The sequence below is a fragment of the Actinacidiphila cocklensis genome (genome assembly GCF_907177275.1).
GTDB lineage: Bacteria > Actinomycetota > Actinomycetes > Streptomycetales > Streptomycetaceae > Actinacidiphila > Actinacidiphila cocklensis.
In genome coordinates this window covers 79,471-97,126 of record NZ_CAJSLV010000092.1, presented here as the reverse complement: position 1 = coordinate 97,126, position 17,656 = coordinate 79,471, and the positions used below count along the sequence as shown (strand labels likewise).

Here is a 17,656-nt window from a genome sequence, read left to right as displayed (position 1 = left end):
ACCCTCTTGGTGATGTCTCCACAGTACCCGAAGGGGCTGCTCACGCCCGGTCCGCGATCCGAGTCCCAGCAGTTCAGCCCGCATCGATGGCGGCACTGGTGGTGACCATGGCAGCCACGGTCATGGACCTCATCGACGGCACGGTCCTCCAGGTCGCGCTGCCGGAGCTGCGCCGGGCCGGCCTTTTCCGGTCACCCCGGGGCAGGCGCGCAGCCGGCGCAGGCCGGCCGGGCGACGGTTCACCGGGCGCGGGTCACGTTCACCGCGGGCAGGAGGCTCTCCTCCTCGTAGGCGAAGTGCGCCTCCAGGCCCGCGACGGTCCTGTCGAGTTCGGCCCGCAGCCGCTCGGCGTCGCTCGCGTCGCCGGACAGGCGCCGGACGATGAGCTCCTCGAGGCCGGCGAGCGCCCGCTCGACGGCGTGGTGCTCCTCGCGCAGCCGGGAGATGGCCGGCCGCAGCTCGGGGAACTGCTGCTCGAACGCGGTGAAGGAGCCGTCCTCGCGGGTGTGGTGCATCTGCAGGTCGTAGCAGAACCGCAGGCAGTGGCCGCGGAGTTGGGCGCCCAGGTCGAACGTGGAGACGTCGACCGACGGGGTGGCGCCGTTCAGCGCCGCGTCGATCTCGGCACGCACCGAGGCCAGCGCGCCCCGCAGGTCGTCGTGGTGGGCGATGAGCTGCCGCCCGATCATCGTGTTGCGCTCGCCGCTCACGGACAGGTCGAGCTTGTTCAGCGCGACCACCGGGATGACCCGGCTGGTCTTCGCCTGGTACTCGCCGAAGGACGGGATGATGGCGGACTGCTCGGCGTAGAGCCGGTCGCGCTCCTCCCCCTCCAGCACCACCGCGCGTGGCTTCGTTCACGTGAAGTAGCAGCGTTTGGTCGGCAGTTTGGACAGCAGTTGGCGATCTTCAGTGCTGCAGATGCTCACGAGAAATGACGTCGCCGTACTGCGGTGCCACCGGAGTGCGTCAGAAGGGTCCGCCCCTTGATCACCGGTCGTTAGACTCCCGGCGTTCGGATGCTGTCGATGGGCTGGAAGGCCAAGCCGTGGACGATGATTTCTGGGCCGGCTGGCCGGAACGATGGGCCGGCACGGACTGTGACGTGCGGACGGCCGTGGGCGCGATCCCGCGGGAGGTCAAGGACCTGTTCAGGTATGACGAGGTCCCTTGGCAGCAGTTCCCGCACTTTTACGGCCCGGGCGAGGAGATCCCCGGACTGCTCGCCACGCTCGCGTCCGGGGATGCCCACGCAGCCGACAGGGCCTTGGATCGGCTTTGGAACAATCTTCATCATCAAGGCGGCACCATCGCGGTGGGGGCACTGGCGGTGCCGTTCCTGCTCCGCGTCGCGGCGACTGGGCGCCCCGAACTCCGTGCCCAGACCCTTCGCCTGGTCGCCGAGATCGGTCGGTGTCAGCACATGGGGGACGGAACGCGAGAAGGCTTGCTCCAGGTCGCTGAGGAGCCGTTGATGGTCGAGGGCAGCACGATGTGCCCGGTGGACTGGACGATCCAGGCCGCCCGTCAGGCCGTCACGGACGACCTGCACCTTCTACTCCCGCTTCTCGCCAGCCCCGACCCCGAGGTCCGCTCCGAGACCGCCTACGTCCTGGCGGCGGCGATCGGCGAGCTTTCACACGTCTTCTCTGCTCTGCAGTCCAAGCTGGCGAGAGAAGACGATGCGGTGGTCCGGGTGAGCCTGATCCTGGCGATCGCCCAACTCGCCCGCGAACATTCAGATGAAGACGCTCCCAGGTGGGCCCGGGATCTGTGGTCAGATCCCGGACGGCCGCCCGAGGTCCGCATCGGCGCTGGGCTGGCCTGGCTGTGCCTGGTCACCGACCCCGCCCCCGACGAGCTCCGCGCCCTCCTCACAGACCCCGGCATCCGTCAATACGACGACCTGCTCCAGCCCGTGCCGTGGCTCACCTGGATCAACCCCACCGGCGTTGGGTTGCGCAGCTGCATCGACGAAATGCTCACGGCGAACTTCCCTGAAACAGTGCTTGACGATCCTTGGGGTGGTGGACCATCAAGCTGAACCATGCGGCGGTCAGCCGGTTTGGGCGGGTGCTTCGGATCGCGCCCGGGTCGAGGCGAGGCGGTAGGAGTCGGTGCCGGTCTCGATGATGGTGCCGTTGAAGGTGAGGCGGTCGACGATGGCCGCGCACAGGCGGGGGTCGGTGAAGGTCTTGGTCCAGCCGCCGAAGGATTCGTTGGAGGCGATGGCGACGCTGTTTTTCTCCTCGCGTTCGGTCAGGACCTGGAAGAGGAGTTCGGCGCCGTGGCGGTCGAGTTCCATGTAGCCGAGTTCGTCAATGCAGAGCAGGTCGACGCGGCCATAGCGCGCGATGGTTTTGTTCAGCTGCTTCTCGTCGGCGGCCTCGACCAGCTCGTTCACCAGCTTGGTGGCGAGGGTGTAGCGGACGCGGTAGCCCTTCATCGCGGCCTCGGTGCCCAGAGCGATGAGCATGTGGGACTTGCCGGTGCCGGAGTCGCCGATCAGGCAGAGCGGCTGGCTCTTCTTGATCCATTCGCAGCTGGACAGGGTATGGATGGTGGCCGCGTCGATGTTCGGGTTGGCGTCGAAGTCGAAGGCCCGCAGGGACTTCTCCCGCGGGAAGCCGGCTGCTTTGATCCGTCGTTCCGAGCGGCGCCGGGCCCGGTCGTCGCACTCGGTCATCAGCAGTTCGGCGAGGAAGCCGCGGTAGGTCATCTGGTCCCTGACCGCCCGGTCGGCGATCTCGTTGAACTCGTTGCGGATCGAGGGGAGTCGCAGCAGGCGGCAGGCAGTGTCGATCGCGGCGTCGGCTGCCTGCTCGGTCAAGCCGCGCTGGCGGGGCAGGGTGGTCACTGTGCTTCTCCCTCACGGTGGTCGCTGTCGCTGGTGCGACGGCTTCGGAGCAGTTGGTCATAGGGGGTCACCGACGGAAGCGGCCGGGTGTCCGGCGGCAGGTGCGCGAGCCGCCACGCGTGCAGCGAGGTGACGGTGGCCGGCGGCTGCCCGGCAACCGCCGGGATGGACCCGCCGGTGGTCGGCTCGTCCTCCGCCTGGGCAGCCTTGCGTGCCTCCAAGGCGACTGCGTCTGCGGTCAGGGCGCCGGCCCGCAGCGCGGCGGCCAGGCCCGCGACCACGTGCTCGTGGGCGAGGTGCCGGTTCAGCAGCAGGACCTCGATCAACGCCCGGGTGCCGTCCCGCTCGCCGTGGACCTTGCGGGCCTGGGCCCACCAGGCGTCATGAACCGGGGTGAACCTGCCTGCGGACCGGGCCTGTTCCAGGGCCGTTGCCCCGGGGAAGGCCCCGGGCTTTCGGATGAGGGCTTCGAGGTAGTGGTCCAAGTCCAGGCGGCAGCCGCCTTTCGCGATCAGCCGCTCGTGCCGGGCCACCTCGACGTTCTTGTCGTAGACCACCAGGTGAGAGGCGTGGAGCACGACGCGCACCCGCTTGCCGATCAGGCGGGTCGGGACCGAGTAGCGGTTGGTGCGGACAGTGATCTGGCTATAACGGTCGACCCGCGGCGTGAACAGCCGGCCCGTCTCGAACGGCTCCTGGGGCAGCGGCAGCAGCAGCGGCTGCTCGATCGCGAAATACTCGTCCACGGTCCGCGGCCGGGAACCGATCCTGCGGTGCCCGTCGTGCAGGTCCCACTGGTCGACCATCTCGTTCAGCTCGGCGAGGGAGTCGACTTCCGGGACCGGAGTGAAGTGGTTGCGGCGGAAGTAGCCGATCATCCCCTCGACACCGCCCTTCTCGTGCGCGCCGTCGATGCCCGGGCGGCAGTAGAAGCTCTCGATGGTGAAGTGCGAGCGGAAGGCGATCCACCGGTCTGTCTCCACCCGGGCCCGGCTCAACCCCAACACCTGGGCGACGGCCGACTTCAGGTTGTCGTAGCGGATCTTGCTCCGCGGGACACCGCCCAGCGTCCGCAGCGCGTGCACGTGCCCTTCGAAGAAGGCTTCCTGGCCGCAAGAGGCAAAGACCCGGTGGACGGCCTTGCCCGAGTAGGACAAGCGGAGCGAGAACAAGTAGCAGGTCACCAGCTCGCCGGCCAGGCGCACGGTCACGTCACCGAAGTCGACCTCCGCCTCGTGACCCGGCAGGTGGGTCTGCGGCACGAATGCTTCCATCGGGGCCTTGCCCGAGGCCGTGAGGATCTCCGGCTTCCGGTCGGCGACGTAGCGCCGGACCATCGGGTAGGACACCTCGGCGCCGTGCTCCTCGATGAGCCGGTGGAAGATCCGCTTGATCGTATGGCGCTGCTTGCGCGGCGCATCGAGGTCCGTCCGCAGCATCTCGTCGATCACCGGCTTGTACGGATCCAGCGCAGTCGGCCGCGGCGGCGGCTTCTTCCGCGGCTCCGGCCAGACAGAGTCCACGGCCTTCTTCACCGTCCGCCACGACACGTTGTGCCTGCGCTCAAGCTCGCGCATCGTCATGCCAGCACGATGATCACGCCGGATCGCCGCGTACAGCTCGACCTTCGACATCTGCGGCATGACCAGGACCTTTCACCAGGAGCACCTCGATGCTCCCCTGGCAAGTACCCCAGCGCTGTCAAAACTCGTGAACATCACCCGACCGTGGATCTGGGTGCCTCCCAAACCCGTGAACAACTGACGGCACTTCACGTGAACAAAGCCAGCTGCGCCGGCCCGCGGTGGTCACCAGCACCATGGGGGCACCTTCGAACATGCCGCCCACCTTTCCGTTGTTGGCACGGAATTCCTTGACGATGCGGTCGTTCCAGCTCTCGGCCATGAGGGCGTCCTCCAGCTAGTTTGCTTTCAAAGCAAATATAAAGCGACCCTAATCAGCTCCCGTGATCGATGTCAACACGTCCCGGCGTTCCCCGGCGGGGCCGGTCGGTCTACGATCCCGGGCAAGCGAAGTCGTAGCGCAGAGGTCGTCGCGCGCGGTCTCCAAAACCGCGAGGACGCCGGTTCGAATCCGGCCGGCTTCGCCCACCACCACGCCGCCGGGCAGCGCCCCGCGGGTCCGGTCCGCGAGGGGCCGCCCCGGGGCGCTCGGCGTAGCGTGGAGGAAGAGGAAAGTGCTGCCGTCGCCATCGGGCCGCCTGGCCCGGCCGCGTGCCCCGGAGCCGCCTGAGCCGAGCGCGCCCCGCCCCTCCCACCGTGGTCCGATGGACTGAGGAGGAGCGATGTCGGTTGCGGAACTGGACGCGGCGAAGCAGGAGGAGTTCGCGGGCCGCATGATCCAGGTGGTCAACGACACCTGCCTGGGGCTCATGGCCGGCGTGGGCCACCAGACGGGCCTGTTCGACACGATGGCCGGCATGGCGCCGGCCACCAGCGCGGAGATCGCCGAGGCCGCGGGGCTGGACGAGCGGTACGTCCGCGAATGGCTGGGCGCGATGGTGACCGGCGGGATCGTCGACTACCGGCCGGAGCGGGCGGTGTACGTGCTGCCGACCGAGCACGCCGCCTCGCTCACCCGCACCGCGGGCCCCGACAACCTGGCCAGGATCGCCCAGGACTTCGGCATGATGGGCGAGGTCGAGCAGCAGGTGGTGGAGGCGTTCCGCACCGGCGCCGGGGTGCCGTACTCGGCGTACCCGCGCTTCCAGGCCCTGCAGGCCGAGGAGTCCGGCGAGGTCTTCGACCTCGCCCTGGTCGACGGGATCGTCACGCTGGTGCCCGGCCTGACCGAGCGGCTGCGCGAGGGCATCGACGTGCTGGACGTCGGCACCGGGCAGGGCCACGCGGTCAACGTCCTGGCCAGGGCCTTCCCCGCGAGCCGCTTCCTCGGCCTGGACATGTCCGAGGACGGGATCGCCGCGGCACGCGCCGAGGCCGCGGAACTGGGCCTGGGCAACGCCGACTTCCGCGTCGGCGACAGCGCCGAGCTGACCGGCTCCTACGACCTGGTCACCGCGTTCGACGTCATCCACGACCTGGCCCGGCCCGCCGCCGCCCTCGCCGCCGTCGCCGACGCCCTGCGGGACGACGGCGTGTTCCTGATGGGCGACATCGCCGCGTCCAGCCGCCTTGAGGAGAACATCGACCACCCGCTCGGCCCCGGGCTCTACACCTTCTCCGTCTTCTACTGCCTGAGCGTCTCCCTCAGCGAGGGCGGCGAGGGCCTGGGCACCGCGTGGGGCGAGCAGACGGCCCGGCGGATGCTCGCTGAGGCGGGCTTCGGCCACGTCCACACCCGGCGGGTCGAGGGCGACATCCTCAACGTCTACTACGTGGCCAGGCGCTGAGCGCCCGGGCCCGCCTCTCCCGACGCGCCACAGCGGTGATTGACACATCCGGCACGTGCCAATAATGTTTTGCACATGCAGGAGAACGTTATGGAGACGTCGGATCTGACGGGCGACGACCTGGTCAGAGTGCTGGCCACGCTTGCCAGCCCGCACCGGATGCGCGTTCTCACGGCCCTGTCGGCCGGTCCCACCTACGTGAGCCAGCTCGCGCGCGACCTGGGGATCAGCAGGGCGCTGCTCCAGGTGCACCTCAAGCGGCTGGAGGCGGTCGGTCTGGTCTCGGCCCGCATCGAGGTGTCCGAGGACGGCAAGGCCATGAAGTTCTACGAGGTGCGCCCGTTCGCGCTGCACCTCACACCGCAGACGCTGACCACCGCGGTCGAGACGCTCGCGGAGACCTCGGAACGCGGCGTGGCCGCGAAGAAGGAGCTGTGACGCACATGCCCAGTTGGATCATCGAAGAGATCGTCGTCCTCGCCGTCGTCGGCGCCGTGCTGGTCACGGTGATCCGGCAGGTGGGCGTCCACCTGCGCGCGAAGGCCGAACTGGCCAGGGACACCGGCTACCGCGCGATCGCCGAGCGGTCCGTCACGAGCCAGGAGGCCACGCAGGCCGCCCTGGCCGGGATAGAGGCGCGGATGGCGACGATCGAGCGCGTCCTGGCCGACGTCGAGTGACCGCCCGGCGCGGCCGCGCCGCCGGGCTCAGCCCGTGCGCACCGCGCCGAACGCGGCGCGGTCGTCGTGGTTGCCGGTCGCGTAGAAGACGTCCGCGCCCCGCGGGCCGGCGAAGCCGGACAGCAGCTCGTGCGCCCGTGCGTACGCCTCGTGGGAACCGTCGTCCGCGACGTCGCCGGTGACCACGACCGCGTCGAGGCCCTGGAGGTGCTCCAGTTCGGCCAGCAGGCAGCGCAGGGCCGCGGTGCCGTCCGCCCCGTCGGCGTCGGGGCCGCCCGACCGGTCGAGATGGGTGTCGGAGAGGTGCAGGAGCCGCATCGGCCCAACCTGGCGCGCCCGAGACCAGGTCGGATGCCCACCCCGAAGGCGGCCCGGGGCGGGCCGCTAGGGTGAGCGGCACCCCCCCGGCCGGCTATCGCTCTCACAACGGGGTGCCCAACGGCACCCCGTCTCACAGAAGCGGAGAAAGCGTGTTCGCCGCCTACCTCACGATCGTCATCGTCGGCGCCGTCTTCAACGGCGCCGCTGCCGTCACCTATCTCATCGGCCACGAATACCCCAAGGCCCAGGCCGACATGAAGGGCATACCCCGCAAGTACGTCCCGGTCCTGGGCTCCCTGCTGGCCGCGGGCACCGCGGGGCTCCTCGCCGGCCTCGCCGTGCCGGCCCTGGGAACGCTGGCCGCGGCGGGCCTCATCCTGTATTTCGTCGGCGCGATCATCGCCCACCTGCGCGTGGGCTCCCGCGACATCGTCGGCGGCATCGTCTTCCTGGCCACCGCCGTCGCGGCCCTGACCCTGGGCGTTGCCTACCACGGCGCCTGGTAGACGCCGCCCGATCCCACCGGGTTCTGGCACAGTTCCCCTGTGAATCCTGCGCTGTGCGGGCTCGCCGCCAACGCGGCGTTGCCGTCCGAACTGCTCGACCGGCTGGTCGAAACCGCGGACGGCGACGTCGCCGCCGAGCTGGCCCGCCGGGCCGACCTCAGCCGTACGCAGGCGGTCGCGCTGGCGGCGCGGGTCGCCGGCAGCGGCGTACCGCTGGCGTACGCGGGCACGTTGGGTGCCGACGACGTCGATCCGGTGGCGCAGCCGGACACCGCGCTCGCCCTGCTCGACGCGGGGCGGGGAAGGCCGGAGTGGGCGCGGGTGCTCGCGGCCGACCCTCTCGCCGGGCGGCGCGAGAGGCTGGCCGCCTGCGCGGGGCTGCCGGGCGACGTGGTGGAGCGGCTCGCGGCCGACGCGGACATACGGGTCGTGGCGGAGCTGGCCCTATGGGCAACCGCCGACGTGGCGGGGCGACTTGCGCGGCACCCGCACGCCGAGGTCCGGCGGGCGGCGGCAGTCAACGAGGCGACGCCGCCCGACCTGCTGGCCGCGCTGATCGGCGGCGCTCTGCCGCCGGCCGCGCGGTGCCTGGTCTGCGACCGCGAGCAGGTGCCGTTCGTGCACGACAGGCAGTGCCCGCGGCCCGACTGCGACCTGCCGCCGGGCGCCTCCTGCGACGGCTCGCACGAGTCGACCGTGCACGCCATGCGGCATGCCGCGCTGCAGAATCCGGCCACGCCCGCCGACGTCGCCGCCGGCTTCGCCGACCACCCCTCGATGCACCTGCGCTGGGCGCTCGCGGCCCGCCCCGACCTGCCGTCGCAGGTGTACGAGCGGCTCGCGGTGGACACCGTTCCCGGGATACGGGCCGACCTCGCGGAGAACCCCGCGATCGGCGAGGCCCTGATCCGCGTACTGGCCGCCGACCGCGGCCACGATGTGCGGCGCAGGCTGGCCCACAACCCCCGCGTACCGCTCGACGTGCTGACCGAGCTGGCCGGCACCGCGAAGATCGGCGCGACCCTGCTGCCGCGGATAGCGGCCGCGTCCCCCGCCGAGGTGACGGAGCTGGCCCGGTACCCGCAGCCGGCCGTCCGGATGCTGCCGGCCCGGCGACGCGACCTGCCGGCCGGGATCCGCGACGCGCTGGCCGCCGACCCGGACGCGAAGGTCGTCGCGGCCGTCGCCTCCCACCCCGGCCTGCCGGAAGCGCAGTTGCGCGCCATGGCCGACCGGTACGGCGCCCACGTCGTCGCCGGGGTCGCGGGCAACCCCGACGCGACCGCCTCCCTGCTCGACTACCTGGCGCGGCACGAACCACCGGTGCGCAAGGCCCTCCGCGAGATCGCCCGCCACCCGCGCGCGACGGCCCCCGCGCTGCTGGCCTGCCTGGCGGACCCCCGGGCCGGGCACGTCGCCGCCGGCCACCCCGCGCTGCCGCCACAGGTCGTCACCGAGCTGCTCGGCCACGCCGACTGGCAGGTGGTGCGGGCGGCCGCCGCCAACCCGTCGCTGCCGCGGGCCGCGATGGAGGGCCTGCTGGCGAGGCCGTAGGGCCTGCGGGGCGGGGGAGGCGAGGGGGCGTCCCGGGTACCAGAGGTGCGGGAGGAGTGTCCACACCCGCGCGGGATGCCGGCTCGTCCCCGCGGGGCAGAAGCACCCCGGAACCCCGCGCGTCGACGCGGAACCCGTCGCGGGACCGGCGCCGCAGGTCCGGCTGACGCTGCGCAACGACGGCACCCGCGCGGTCCGCTGCACCCTGACCGCCCACGGCCACCTCGGCGGCACCCGGACCTGCACCGTCGCCCGCGGCCGCTCGGCGGTCGTCGACCGGCCGACCCGACTGGGCTCCTACGACCTGGTGATCACCGCCGGCACCGGCACCGGCTGGACCCAGCGGTACGCCGGCCGCGTCGCGACGCTCTGACCGCGCCCCACCCCGGCAGGACGCGGAACCCGGGAGCCCGTCCCCACCTGGGGCCGGGCTCCGCCGCGTTCGGCCCCGCGCCGGGCACCCGCCGCGGGGCCGTCGGGCACGGCCGGACCGGAGCCGCTAACACTTTTTTTCATGTGCCTTGTGCGAGACGAAAGTTTCCTTCACTCTGGGCGTGGACGACGCCCCCGCCCCACCCGAAGCGTGCTTCACACCGGAGGACTTGATGTTGAGTTGGCATGTACCTGCCATGCGGCGCATCCTGGTCGGCGCCGCGGCGCTGGCATGCGCCGCGCTGGGCGCCACCGCACTGCCGGCGGCGGCCGCCCCCACCGCCGCGAAGAACCTCATCACGCACCCCGAACTGGACTGGGCAGGCTCCCAGATCGCCCTGCACCAGCCCGCCTCCGCCGGGCACCTGGCCGTCACCCCGAACGTCGCCGGCACCCCGGGGCTGGACGTCAGCGGTTACCAGGGCAACGTCAACTGGGCGTCGGTCGCGGCGAACGGCGGCCGGTTCGCGTACGTCAAGGCCACCGAGTCCACGTCGTACACGAACCCGTACTTCACCCAGCAGTACAACGGCTCCTACAACGCGGGCCTCATCCGCGGCTCTTACCACTTCGCGACGCCCAACACCTCCTCGGGCGCCGCCCAGGCCGACTACTTCATCGCGCACGGCGGCGGCTGGTCCAAGGACGGCAAGACCCTGCCCGGGATGCTCGACATCGAGTGGAACCCGTACGGCGCCACCTGCTACGGCCTGTCGGCGTCCTCGATGGTCAACTGGATCCTCTCGTTCAGCAACGAGTACCACGCCAGGACCACCCGCTGGGTGACCATCTACACCGCGACGTCCTGGTGGAGCCAGTGCACCGGCAACACCGGCGACTTCTCCTCCACCAACCCGCTGGTGCTCGCCAACTACAACGGCAGCCCCGGCCCGATGCCCTACAACTGGCCTTACCAGACGATCTGGCAGTTTGCCGACAGCGGCATCTTCCCCGGCGACCAGGACGCCTTCAACGGCGACTTCAGCCGCGTCCAGGCGCTCGCCAACGGCTGACCCCGCGGCGTGCGGCGGTCCCCGCGGCCGCCGCACGCCCGACCGGAACCCGCAGGCCCCCGCACCCCACCTCCTGGAGGCACGCCATGGCCGGCTCCGGCCGTCCTCTCTCCCGCCGCAGCGTCCTGGCGGCCGGCACCGCGGTCGCCGCGTCGGCGGCCACGCCGGCCGCAGCCTTCGCCCGCCCCGCCGCGCTGACCCCGCAGCAGCAGGCCGGGCAGCGGGTCGTCTTCTCCTACTCGGGGACGACGGTCCCGCAGAGCCTGCTGACCCAGATCAGCTCGGGGCAGGCGGCCGGCGTCATCTTCTTCGGCGACAACATCAGCAGCCTCGCCCAGATCACCTCGGCGGTGCAGCAGTTGCGGCAGGCGAACCTGAGCAGCCCCTCCCCCGCACCGCTGCTGCTGATGACCGACCAGGAGGGCGGGCAGGTACGCCGGCTGCCCGGCGCCCCTGTGCAGTCCGCGAAGCAGATCGGCGCCTCCGCCGACCCGGCGGGCGCCGCCGCCACCGCGGGCACCGGCGCGGGCAACCTGCTGCGCAGCGTCGGGATGAACGTCAACCTCGCCCCGGTGCTCGACGTCTACCGCACCGCAGGGGACTTCGAGGACCAGTACCAGCGCTCGTACAGCACCGACCCCGAGGTGGTCTCGGTGTGCGGCCGGTCGTTCATCACGGCACAGCGGGCCACCGGCGTCGCGGCCACCGCCAAGCACTTCCCGGGCCTGGGACCCGCAACCGCCACGCAGAACACCGACCTTCGCCCGGTCACGCTGAATACGTCGCTGTCCGAGCTGCGCCACAAGGACGAAGTCCCCTACGTCGCCGCGCTCACCGCCGGCGTCGACCTGGTGATGGTGTCCTGGGCGATCTACTCCCAACTGGACGCCGCACACCCGGCGGGCCTGTCCCCGACCGTGGTGCAGGGCGAGTTGCGCGACCGGTTCACCTTCACCGGCGTGTCCATCACCGACGCGATCGGCGCGGGCGCGCTGAGCGCCCTGGGCACCCCGGCCCAGAACGCGGTCACCGCGGCCGCGGCCGGCATGGACCTCGTCCTGGACGCCTCGGGCGACGTCTCCCAGGGCCAGGCCATCGTCTCCGCCCTCGCCTCCGCACTCCAGAACGGCACTCTGGACGCCGCCGCCTCCAGCGCCGCACTGACCAGGATCAGCGCACTTCGCACCAGCCTTTTCTGACGTCGCGCCACCTCATGAGAGGACCGCATCAGCGTGAGAAGTCCGAAGACCATCGCGGTCTCGTCAGCCGCCGCGGCAGCACTGGTCCTGGGCGTCGGTCTGGGTACCGCCAGCGCCGCCCCCGCCCCCACCGGCACCGCCCGTCCTGCGGCCGTCGGCGTCTGCAGCTCGACCGCCCTGTCCGGCGGCGCAGTCCGCGGGACCCTGCCCCAGGCGGAGGTGCAGCGCCTGCTCTCCCCGCTGACCGCGCAGCACCGCGCGCAGTTCGGCATCCCGGGGAAGGGTCCACTCGGCACCGCCGCCGGCGCCACCGCGGACCGCAGCGCCGCGGCACAGCCGCTGGTGAGCATCCACCCGGCGAAGGGCACCGCGTTCAAGTCCCTGTCCGGCGCCGACGGCTCCTGCGCCACGCAGTCGGTCTCCACCCAGCTCACCGTCCACAACAGCGCCACCACCATCTACACCCCGACGATGTACCCGCCCGGCGGCTCCTGCGTCGAACTGGTCACCGTCTACACGCAGTCGGTGCGCTCGGTGTCCGCCTGGGACTGGTGCCGCAGCGTCAGCTTCGCGGCCTCGGTGCCGATCAACAGCTCCTTCCTGGCCACGTACGGCAACGGCGCCGGCGCCTACACCGGGCGGGTCGTGCGGAACTCGGCCGCCTCCAACACCTGGACCGCGGCCCTCTACAACTACTCGACGGCCCGCTGGGACACCCTGTTCACCCAGTCCGGCACCAACCAGTCCGGGCGCACCGACGGCTGGGACATCGAGGAGCTGTACTCGTCGGTCGCCCCCTCGGGGCAGGCCTACTCCTGCACCGACATGGCCGGCCTGACCTTCGAGTCCAGCAACATCTCGGTGCGCAGCAACGGCACCTGGTCCACGGCCACCTCGGCCAACTCCGACACCCACTACGACCAGCCGGACAGCGCCTTCTACTGCCCCACCCGCAGCTACCAGATGCTCAGCACGTACGACCACTGGAGGGCGGTGGGCTGACCGCCGGCCGCGGCGGCGGTCAGGCCTGGCTCGCGGGCCTGACCGGGAGCGGGGCGCGGGCGTCGCCGCAGGCGTAGCCGATCTCCACCGACCCGCCGGGCAGGGCTCGCCGGCTCTGGAAGGCCAGCCCTGCCGCCGGGTCGAGCGCGGGGGCCAGCCGCGTGCCGCCGCCGAACAGCATCGGCAGCACGACCGGTTCGAGGCGGTCCAGGGCCCCAGCGCGTGGAAGGTCCCGATGGTGCGCGGCCCTCCCCTCGCTGTGCCCGGGTCCACCCGCCGCCGGTTTGGCAGACTCCCCGGCATGGAGCTGATCGGGCGGGGACGCGAGGCGGACGTGTTCGCGCTGGGCGAGACCCGGGTGCTGCGGCGGTTGCGTGACGAGCGTCCGGCGGCGGACGAGGCACGGCTCATGCGGTGGCTGGGCGCGCAGGGCTACCCGGTGCCGGCCGTGCACGAGGCGGAGGGCACGGACCTGGTCATGGAGCGGCTGCACGGGCCGACCATGGCCGAGGCGCTGCGCCGCAGGCCGTGGCGGGCTCCGGCGTACGGGGCGGCGCTGGGGCGGCTGCACCGGCAGCTGCACGCCCTGCCCGACCCGGGCTGGCTGCGGCCGCTGCCCGGCAGCACCGGCGAGGCCCGCGTCCTGCACCTCGACCTGCATCCCGACAACATCATCGTCACCGCGGACGGCCCCCGGGTCATCGACTGGACCAACGCCAGGGTGGGGCCGCCCGAGGTCGATGTGGCCATGACGTTCGTGATCCTGCGCGGCATCGAGCTGCCGCCGCACGAACGCCTGGTGATCCGGGGCCTGTTGCGGTCCATGGCCCGCGCCGGCGGCAGCGACCTGCGGGCCGGCATACCCGCCGCCGCCGAGTGGAAGCTCGGCCGGGACCCCAACCTCAGCGAGGCCGAGGCAGGCCTGATCCGCCGCCTGCAGCGCCGCCACGGGTGACCCGCGGGCCGCCGAACGGGTGAGCGGCCCGCGGCCCGCGGTCCTCAAGACCGCCACGGTGACCGTCCACGTGCGCTGACGCTGCTGCCGGGCCGCCCGCACCCGTGGGCGGCCCGCGGTCACCCGCCGGCGGCCGACGCCAGGTCCTGGAGCAGGCGGTGGCCGGCGGCGACCACCGCGCAGGTGCGGTCGTGGCGGGTGGCGAACGCGGCGACGGCGGTGCGGGTCGCCGGGTGGAAGCCGAGGAAGCACTGCTGGCCGAAGGTGGCGCCGGCGTGGAAGAGCATCGGGCCGCCGGCCGCCTGGTGCTGGTACCAGGTCAGGGTGTGCACCTCGCGGCGGTGCGGCCGCCCCCGCCGCACCTGCGGGACCTGGACGTCCCGCAGGGCCGCGGTGAGCGCGCCGGCCGGCCGCAGATGCGCCTCGGCGTAGCCCAGCAGGTCGTCCGGGGTGGACAGCAGCCCGCCCGCGGGCGCGAACGCGGCCATGTCGGTGGGCGGCAGCGGGGTGCGGCCGTCGCCCCGGCGGCCGACGGCGGCGGCGGGAACGGCGGACGCCTCCGTGCCGAGCGCGGTCCCGGTCAGGGCCAGCGGCCGCAGCACCCGGTCCGTGAGGAGGTCGGCGAAGTCGGCGGCCGTCGCGCTCTCCAGCACGGGACCCAGCAGCGCCAGGCCGAAGTTGGAGTAGTGCCAGCGGGTGCCCGGCGCGTGCCGCAAGCGTGTGCGGGACAAGGCGGCGAGCAGCCGGTCGCGGCCGTAGCCGGCGTACCCGTTGGCGTACGGGTGCAGCAGGGCGCCCGCGACCATGTCCCGCGGCACCCTGGGCAGGCCCGAGGTGTGGGTGGCCAGGTGGCGCAGGGTGATCCGGCGGGCGTGGCCGGGCGGCAGCCGCAGCCCCGGCAGGTGCGCGGCCAGCGGGTCGTCGAGGCCGAGGACCCCGGCCCGGCCGAGGTCGGCCAGCAGCAGCACCGTGAAGGTCTTGGACAGCGACCCGAGGGCGAAGCCCAGGTCCTCGCGCGGATACACCCCGGCCGCCGCCGTACCGCCGGCCGCGTACGTGCGGCGGCCGTCGCGGCTCACGGCCACCACGACGTCCGGGGCGCGGACCCGGGCCAGGGCGCCGTCCAGCAGCGGGGACAGGTCCTCGGCCTGGTACGCGGGCGCGGCCGTCCGCACGCTCATGCGGCCAGGTCCGCGGACAGCGCCCGCGAGGTGGCCATCGCGGAGGCGAACGCGGCCACCAGCGTGGGGTGGTGGACCTGGTCGAAGACCTCCGCGCGCTCTCCGGCGGGCATCGCGCCCTGCACCGGCATCGCACCGTCGGGCGCCTGGGCGGCGGCGTAGAGCTCCCACATCCCGGCGTCGAGCACCGGCCGTGGCAGGCAGGCGTCGACCACGAGGAGTTCGCCGAGCAGGTCCCAGTGCTCCAGCTCGGCCCAGTCCGCGGTCCACGCGGGCAGGTAGCGGGCGAGGTAGTCGGCGACCCGCGGCGGGATGCGGTCGGGGGCGGCTCCCCAGTCGGTGAGGTGGAAGACGGTGTGGGTGATGTCGTAGGCGATGTGCAGCTGTACGGTCCAGGGCTCCGGCATGCGGCCGAGCCAGGTGGCCGCCAGGACCTTGCCGGGGTCGCCGCCGGGCACCCGCCCGATCATGCGCTCGGCGTTGAGCAGGCCGAGCCGCCGGTTCGGCACCATCTCCAGCGCCTGCCAGCTCGCGGTGCCGCGGGCCAGGTCGATCGCGCTCTCCAGCCCGGGGTGGCGGTGGCCCAGCTCGTACAGCCCGGCGTAGATCTCCAGCGGTACGGGCGACAGCGGCTCCTGGCGCTGGAGTTCGGCCAGCAGGTTGCCGCCGTCGAGCAGGTCGCGCCAGACGTGGTCCAGCAGCCGCACCGAGATGTCGTGCTGCCGCGAGCCGGCGACCCCCTCCCGGGCCAGCACCCGCATGTTGACCGCCAGTTCCCCGACCGGCTTGAGCCGTTCGACGATGCCGCGGCCGGTGGCCCGGTCCTCGTCGGTCAGCCGGAAGTACTCGCGGTGCGCGTCCAGCCAGGCCAGCGCCTGGTCGCCGACGCGGTGCAGCACAGCGGGGGATGCGGCGGTCACGGTGTCCTCTCGCTTTCCTGCGGCAGGGCGGCGGGCGCGGCCGCCCGCGCCAGGGTGGCGGCGAACGCGGCCACCAGCGTGGAGTGGTAGCAGGCGGTGAAGACCGCCTGCTGGTCGGCGTCGCGCCGCGGCGGGTCGCCGATCTCCGGCAGGGCGCCGTCCGGCGTGCGCGCGGCGGCCAGCCGGCGCCACGCCCCGGCGTCGTAGGGGGCGTCAGGCAGGCAGGCCGAGACCGCCAGGAACTCCCCGACCAGGTCCCACAGCTGCTCCTCCGACCAGCTCTCGGTCCAGGCCGGCAGCCACAGCCGCAGGTAGTCCGCCAGCGGGGCGGGCAGCCGGCCGGGTGCGCGGCCCCAGTCGGTGGTGTGGAAGACGTCGTGCGTGATGCCGTACGCCGCCTTGCGGTCCAGCGCCCACGGCTCGGAGCACCGGCCCAGGCCCGTGCAGGCGAGCACCGCGTCGAAGCGGGCGTGCGGCGGCAGGCCGACCCGTGCCTCGGCGTTGAGCACGCCGAGGGTACGGGTGTGGTCGTCGCGGGCCACCCGCCAGCGGCGCAGCGCCGTGGTGGCCCCGATCAGCTCCTCGGCCCCCGGGTGGCGCAGGCCCGCCCGCGCGAACACCCCGTACAGCTCCACCGGATAGGTGCCCGCGGGCTCCCCGCGGACCAGCTCCGCGAACAGCTCGCCGTCGCGGGTCTCCTTCCAGGCGAAGGCGAAGAGGTCGGCGGCCGCCTCGCGTACCGGCGCGACCGGGTGCAGCGCGTGCAGCACCTGTGCCAGCTCGGCCAGTTCGCCCAGCGGCTTGAGCGTCGTGTTCGGGTCGGCGTCGGTGGCCACGTCGGCGGGCAGCCGGAAGGCGCCGCGCATCGAGTCGAGCCACTGCAGCGCCCCGGTGACGACGCCGTCGAGCAACTCGGCGTCGGGGTGCGCGCGTCCTGCGTCCGTGGTCCGGATGCTCACCGCGAGCCGCCGGGGAAGCAGCGCGCGGCGCTCGCGTGCAGCGACACCCGCGGGTCGCCGCCGCTCATCCGGTGCACGAAGACCAGGCCGGCCTCCAGCCCGAGGGTGTCCGGCACGTCCGGCATGCGGACCAGCCAGCGGCCCAACCCGGCCGCCTGCAGCCAGTCCCTGCGGCGTACCGCCCGGACGAAGCCCCTGGCCAGGTCGTCGGTGCGGGCGGCGAGCCCCGCGGCGAGACCCGGCGCCAGGCCGGGCAGCGAGAGCGCGGCCAGCTGCGAGGCGCGGTGGGCGAGCTTGGGCCAGGGGTCGGTCCGCACCCAGGTGTCCCCGGCCTGCGGCTCGACCGGCCAGTCCTCGCCGCCCGGCGGGAGGAAGGCCCGGGACGCCTCGACCAGGCCCCGGTAGCTCCACAGCGAGACGTCCGAGGCGTCGGCGCCCGGCGGATACGCCGCCAGCGCCCGGCGGACGACCTGGCTGTCGGGTGCGTCCGAACCGCCCCGGACCGCACCTCCGTTGAGGGCGTACGGTGCCAGGACGTCAGCCCCCAGCACCCTGATGGCGGCCAGTGCCACCGTGTCCCGCTGTGCGAGCAGTGCCGACAGCGCATAGGAGCCGCCCTCGCCGTCGAGGGCGAGGGCGACTCCGCCAGCGACATCGGCCACCACAGTGCTCAGCGAGGAGTTCTCCTGCGCCTGCCCGGCCAATGG

General features: G+C 72.8%; 21 protein-coding genes and 1 tRNA gene. 12 read left to right on the top strand and 10 right to left on the bottom strand.

Annotation, left to right across the window (positions count from 1 at the left end; all coding sequences use genetic code 11):
• Positions 1–239: 239 nt before the first annotated feature.
• Complete coding sequence (locus NFU81_RS32775) at positions 240–842, bottom strand: hemerythrin domain-containing protein (RefSeq protein WP_251498375.1); 603 nt, start codon at positions 840–842, stop codon at positions 240–242.
• A 206-nt stretch (positions 843–1,048) separates the two neighbouring features.
• On the opposite strand from NFU81_RS32775, the gene NFU81_RS32770 reads away from it, so the two are divergent.
• Positions 1,049–2,044 carry a hypothetical protein gene (locus tag NFU81_RS32770; RefSeq protein WP_251498371.1) on the top strand — a complete coding sequence of 332 codons (996 nt, stop codon included), beginning with the start codon at positions 1,049–1,051 and terminating at the stop codon, positions 2,042–2,044.
• A gap of 12 nt (positions 2,045–2,056) precedes the next feature.
• Here NFU81_RS32770 and istB read toward each other — a convergent pair whose 3' ends face one another.
• From istB to NFU81_RS32755, 3 genes are all read right to left on the bottom strand, one after another.
• Positions 2,057–2,857 carry an IS21-like element helper ATPase IstB gene (gene istB, locus NFU81_RS32765; RefSeq protein WP_251498368.1) on the bottom strand — a complete coding sequence of 267 codons (801 nt, stop codon included), beginning with the start codon at positions 2,855–2,857 and terminating at the stop codon, positions 2,057–2,059.
• Positions 2,854–4,491: an IS21 family transposase gene (gene istA / locus NFU81_RS32760; RefSeq protein WP_251498755.1), complete on the bottom strand. Its 1,638-nt coding sequence runs from the start codon at positions 4,489–4,491 to the stop codon at positions 2,854–2,856. Before istA ends, istB begins: the two co-directional genes overlap by 4 nt.
• A 67-nt stretch (positions 4,492–4,558) precedes the next feature.
• The gene (locus NFU81_RS32755) at positions 4,559–4,762 is read right to left on the bottom strand and encodes a nitroreductase/quinone reductase family protein (RefSeq protein WP_251498365.1); all 204 of its coding nucleotides are present in this window, start codon (positions 4,760–4,762) and stop codon (positions 4,559–4,561) included.
• A 127-nt stretch (positions 4,763–4,889) separates the two neighbouring features.
• Between NFU81_RS32755 and NFU81_RS32750 the strand changes: the two genes are divergently transcribed.
• From NFU81_RS32750 to NFU81_RS32735, 4 genes are all read left to right on the top strand, one after another.
• Positions 4,890–4,964, top strand: a tRNA-Trp gene (locus NFU81_RS32750).
• Between the two features lie 198 nt (positions 4,965–5,162).
• A complete protein-coding gene (locus NFU81_RS32745; RefSeq protein ID WP_251498362.1) occupies positions 5,163–6,227 on the top strand; it encodes a class I SAM-dependent methyltransferase in 1,065 nt (354 codons plus the stop codon).
• A 75-nt stretch (positions 6,228–6,302) separates the two neighbouring features.
• A complete protein-coding gene (locus tag NFU81_RS32740; RefSeq protein ID WP_251498359.1) occupies positions 6,303–6,665 on the top strand; it encodes an ArsR/SmtB family transcription factor in 363 nt (120 codons plus the stop codon).
• A 5-nt stretch (positions 6,666–6,670) separates the two neighbouring features.
• A complete protein-coding gene (locus NFU81_RS32735) occupies positions 6,671–6,907 on the top strand; it encodes a hypothetical protein (protein WP_251498356.1) in 237 nt (78 codons plus the stop codon).
• 27 nt (positions 6,908–6,934) lie between these two features.
• Here NFU81_RS32735 and NFU81_RS32730 read toward each other — a convergent pair whose 3' ends face one another.
• On the bottom strand, positions 6,935–7,225 hold the full coding sequence (locus NFU81_RS32730; RefSeq protein ID WP_251498353.1) for a metallophosphoesterase family protein: 291 nt from the start codon (positions 7,223–7,225) through the stop codon (positions 6,935–6,937).
• A 152-nt stretch (positions 7,226–7,377) separates the two neighbouring features.
• Between NFU81_RS32730 and NFU81_RS32725 the strand changes: the two genes are divergently transcribed.
• From NFU81_RS32725 to NFU81_RS32705, 6 genes are all read left to right on the top strand, one after another.
• Positions 7,378–7,734, top strand: coding sequence for a DoxX family protein (locus NFU81_RS32725; RefSeq protein WP_251498350.1), 357 nt, complete (start codon positions 7,378–7,380; stop codon positions 7,732–7,734).
• Positions 7,735–7,773: 39 nt separating this feature from the next.
• Positions 7,774–9,288, top strand: a complete 1,515-nt coding sequence (locus NFU81_RS32720; RefSeq protein WP_251498347.1) for a hypothetical protein — start codon at positions 7,774–7,776, stop codon at positions 9,286–9,288.
• Positions 9,289–9,451: 163 nt separating this feature from the next.
• On the top strand, positions 9,452–9,661 hold the full coding sequence (locus NFU81_RS41445; protein WP_422665356.1) for a phospholipase domain-containing protein: 210 nt from the start codon (positions 9,452–9,454) through the stop codon (positions 9,659–9,661).
• 256 nt (positions 9,662–9,917) lie between these two features.
• Positions 9,918–10,733 carry a lysozyme gene (locus NFU81_RS32715; RefSeq protein WP_251498344.1) on the top strand — a complete coding sequence of 272 codons (816 nt, stop codon included), beginning with the start codon at positions 9,918–9,920 and terminating at the stop codon, positions 10,731–10,733.
• 86 nt (positions 10,734–10,819) lie between these two features.
• Positions 10,820–11,932, top strand: coding sequence for a glycoside hydrolase family 3 N-terminal domain-containing protein (locus tag NFU81_RS32710; protein WP_251498341.1), 1,113 nt, complete (start codon positions 10,820–10,822; stop codon positions 11,930–11,932).
• A gap of 33 nt (positions 11,933–11,965) precedes the next feature.
• Complete coding sequence (locus tag NFU81_RS32705) at positions 11,966–12,934, top strand: hypothetical protein (RefSeq protein WP_251498339.1); 969 nt, start codon at positions 11,966–11,968, stop codon at positions 12,932–12,934.
• 19 nt (positions 12,935–12,953) lie between these two features.
• Here the strand turns inward: NFU81_RS32705 and NFU81_RS32700 are convergent, their stop codons facing one another.
• Positions 12,954–13,124: a hypothetical protein gene (locus NFU81_RS32700; RefSeq protein WP_251498337.1), complete on the bottom strand. Its 171-nt coding sequence runs from the start codon at positions 13,122–13,124 to the stop codon at positions 12,954–12,956.
• 111 nt (positions 13,125–13,235) lie between these two features.
• On the opposite strand from NFU81_RS32700, the gene NFU81_RS32695 reads away from it, so the two are divergent.
• Positions 13,236–13,889: a phosphotransferase gene (locus NFU81_RS32695; RefSeq protein WP_251498334.1), complete on the top strand. Its 654-nt coding sequence runs from the start codon at positions 13,236–13,238 to the stop codon at positions 13,887–13,889.
• A 119-nt stretch (positions 13,890–14,008) separates the two neighbouring features.
• On the opposite strand, the gene NFU81_RS32690 is transcribed toward NFU81_RS32695, so the two are convergent.
• The 4 genes from NFU81_RS32690 to NFU81_RS32675 are packed head-to-tail and all read right to left on the bottom strand — an operon-like array spanning position 14,009 to position 17,653.
• Positions 14,009–15,070, bottom strand: a complete 1,062-nt coding sequence (locus tag NFU81_RS32690; RefSeq protein ID WP_251498331.1) for a serine hydrolase domain-containing protein — start codon at positions 15,068–15,070, stop codon at positions 14,009–14,011.
• Positions 15,067–15,990 (bottom strand): DUF6895 family protein, encoded by a 924-nt coding sequence (locus tag NFU81_RS32685; protein WP_251498328.1) that lies wholly within the window; start codon positions 15,988–15,990, stop codon positions 15,067–15,069. The genes NFU81_RS32690 and NFU81_RS32685 overlap by 4 nt, the downstream gene beginning before the upstream one ends.
• Positions 15,987–16,949: a DUF6895 family protein gene (locus tag NFU81_RS32680; RefSeq protein ID WP_251498326.1), complete on the bottom strand. Its 963-nt coding sequence runs from the start codon at positions 16,947–16,949 to the stop codon at positions 15,987–15,989. Before NFU81_RS32680 ends, NFU81_RS32685 begins: the two co-directional genes overlap by 4 nt.
• The gene (locus tag NFU81_RS32675; protein ID WP_251498324.1) at positions 16,946–17,653 is read right to left on the bottom strand and encodes a hypothetical protein; all 708 of its coding nucleotides are present in this window, start codon (positions 17,651–17,653) and stop codon (positions 16,946–16,948) included. Before NFU81_RS32675 ends, NFU81_RS32680 begins: the two co-directional genes overlap by 4 nt.
• Positions 17,654–17,656: the final 3 nt, after the last annotated feature.

Excerpts from the sequence above, each read along its gene's own strand:
- istA (WP_251498755.1), bottom strand. The coding sequence starts at position 4,491 with ATGTCGAAGGTCGAGCTGTACGCGGCGATCCGGCGTGATCATCGTGCT.
- NFU81_RS32755 (WP_251498365.1), bottom strand. The coding sequence starts at position 4,762 with ATGGCCGAGAGCTGGAACGACCGCATCGTCAAGGAATTCCGTGCCAAC.
- NFU81_RS32745 (WP_251498362.1), top strand. The coding sequence starts at position 5,163 with ATGTCGGTTGCGGAACTGGACGCGGCGAAGCAGGAGGAGTTCGCGGGC.
- NFU81_RS32740 (WP_251498359.1), top strand. The coding sequence starts at position 6,303 with ATGCAGGAGAACGTTATGGAGACGTCGGATCTGACGGGCGACGACCTG.
- NFU81_RS32735 (WP_251498356.1), top strand. The coding sequence starts at position 6,671 with ATGCCCAGTTGGATCATCGAAGAGATCGTCGTCCTCGCCGTCGTCGGC.
- NFU81_RS32730 (WP_251498353.1), bottom strand. The coding sequence starts at position 7,225 with ATGCGGCTCCTGCACCTCTCCGACACCCATCTCGACCGGTCGGGCGGC.
- NFU81_RS32715 (WP_251498344.1), top strand. The coding sequence starts at position 9,918 with ATGCGGCGCATCCTGGTCGGCGCCGCGGCGCTGGCATGCGCCGCGCTG.
- NFU81_RS32710 (WP_251498341.1), top strand. The coding sequence starts at position 10,820 with ATGGCCGGCTCCGGCCGTCCTCTCTCCCGCCGCAGCGTCCTGGCGGCC.
- NFU81_RS32695 (WP_251498334.1), top strand. The coding sequence starts at position 13,236 with ATGGAGCTGATCGGGCGGGGACGCGAGGCGGACGTGTTCGCGCTGGGC.
- NFU81_RS32690 (WP_251498331.1), bottom strand. The coding sequence starts at position 15,070 with ATGAGCGTGCGGACGGCCGCGCCCGCGTACCAGGCCGAGGACCTGTCC.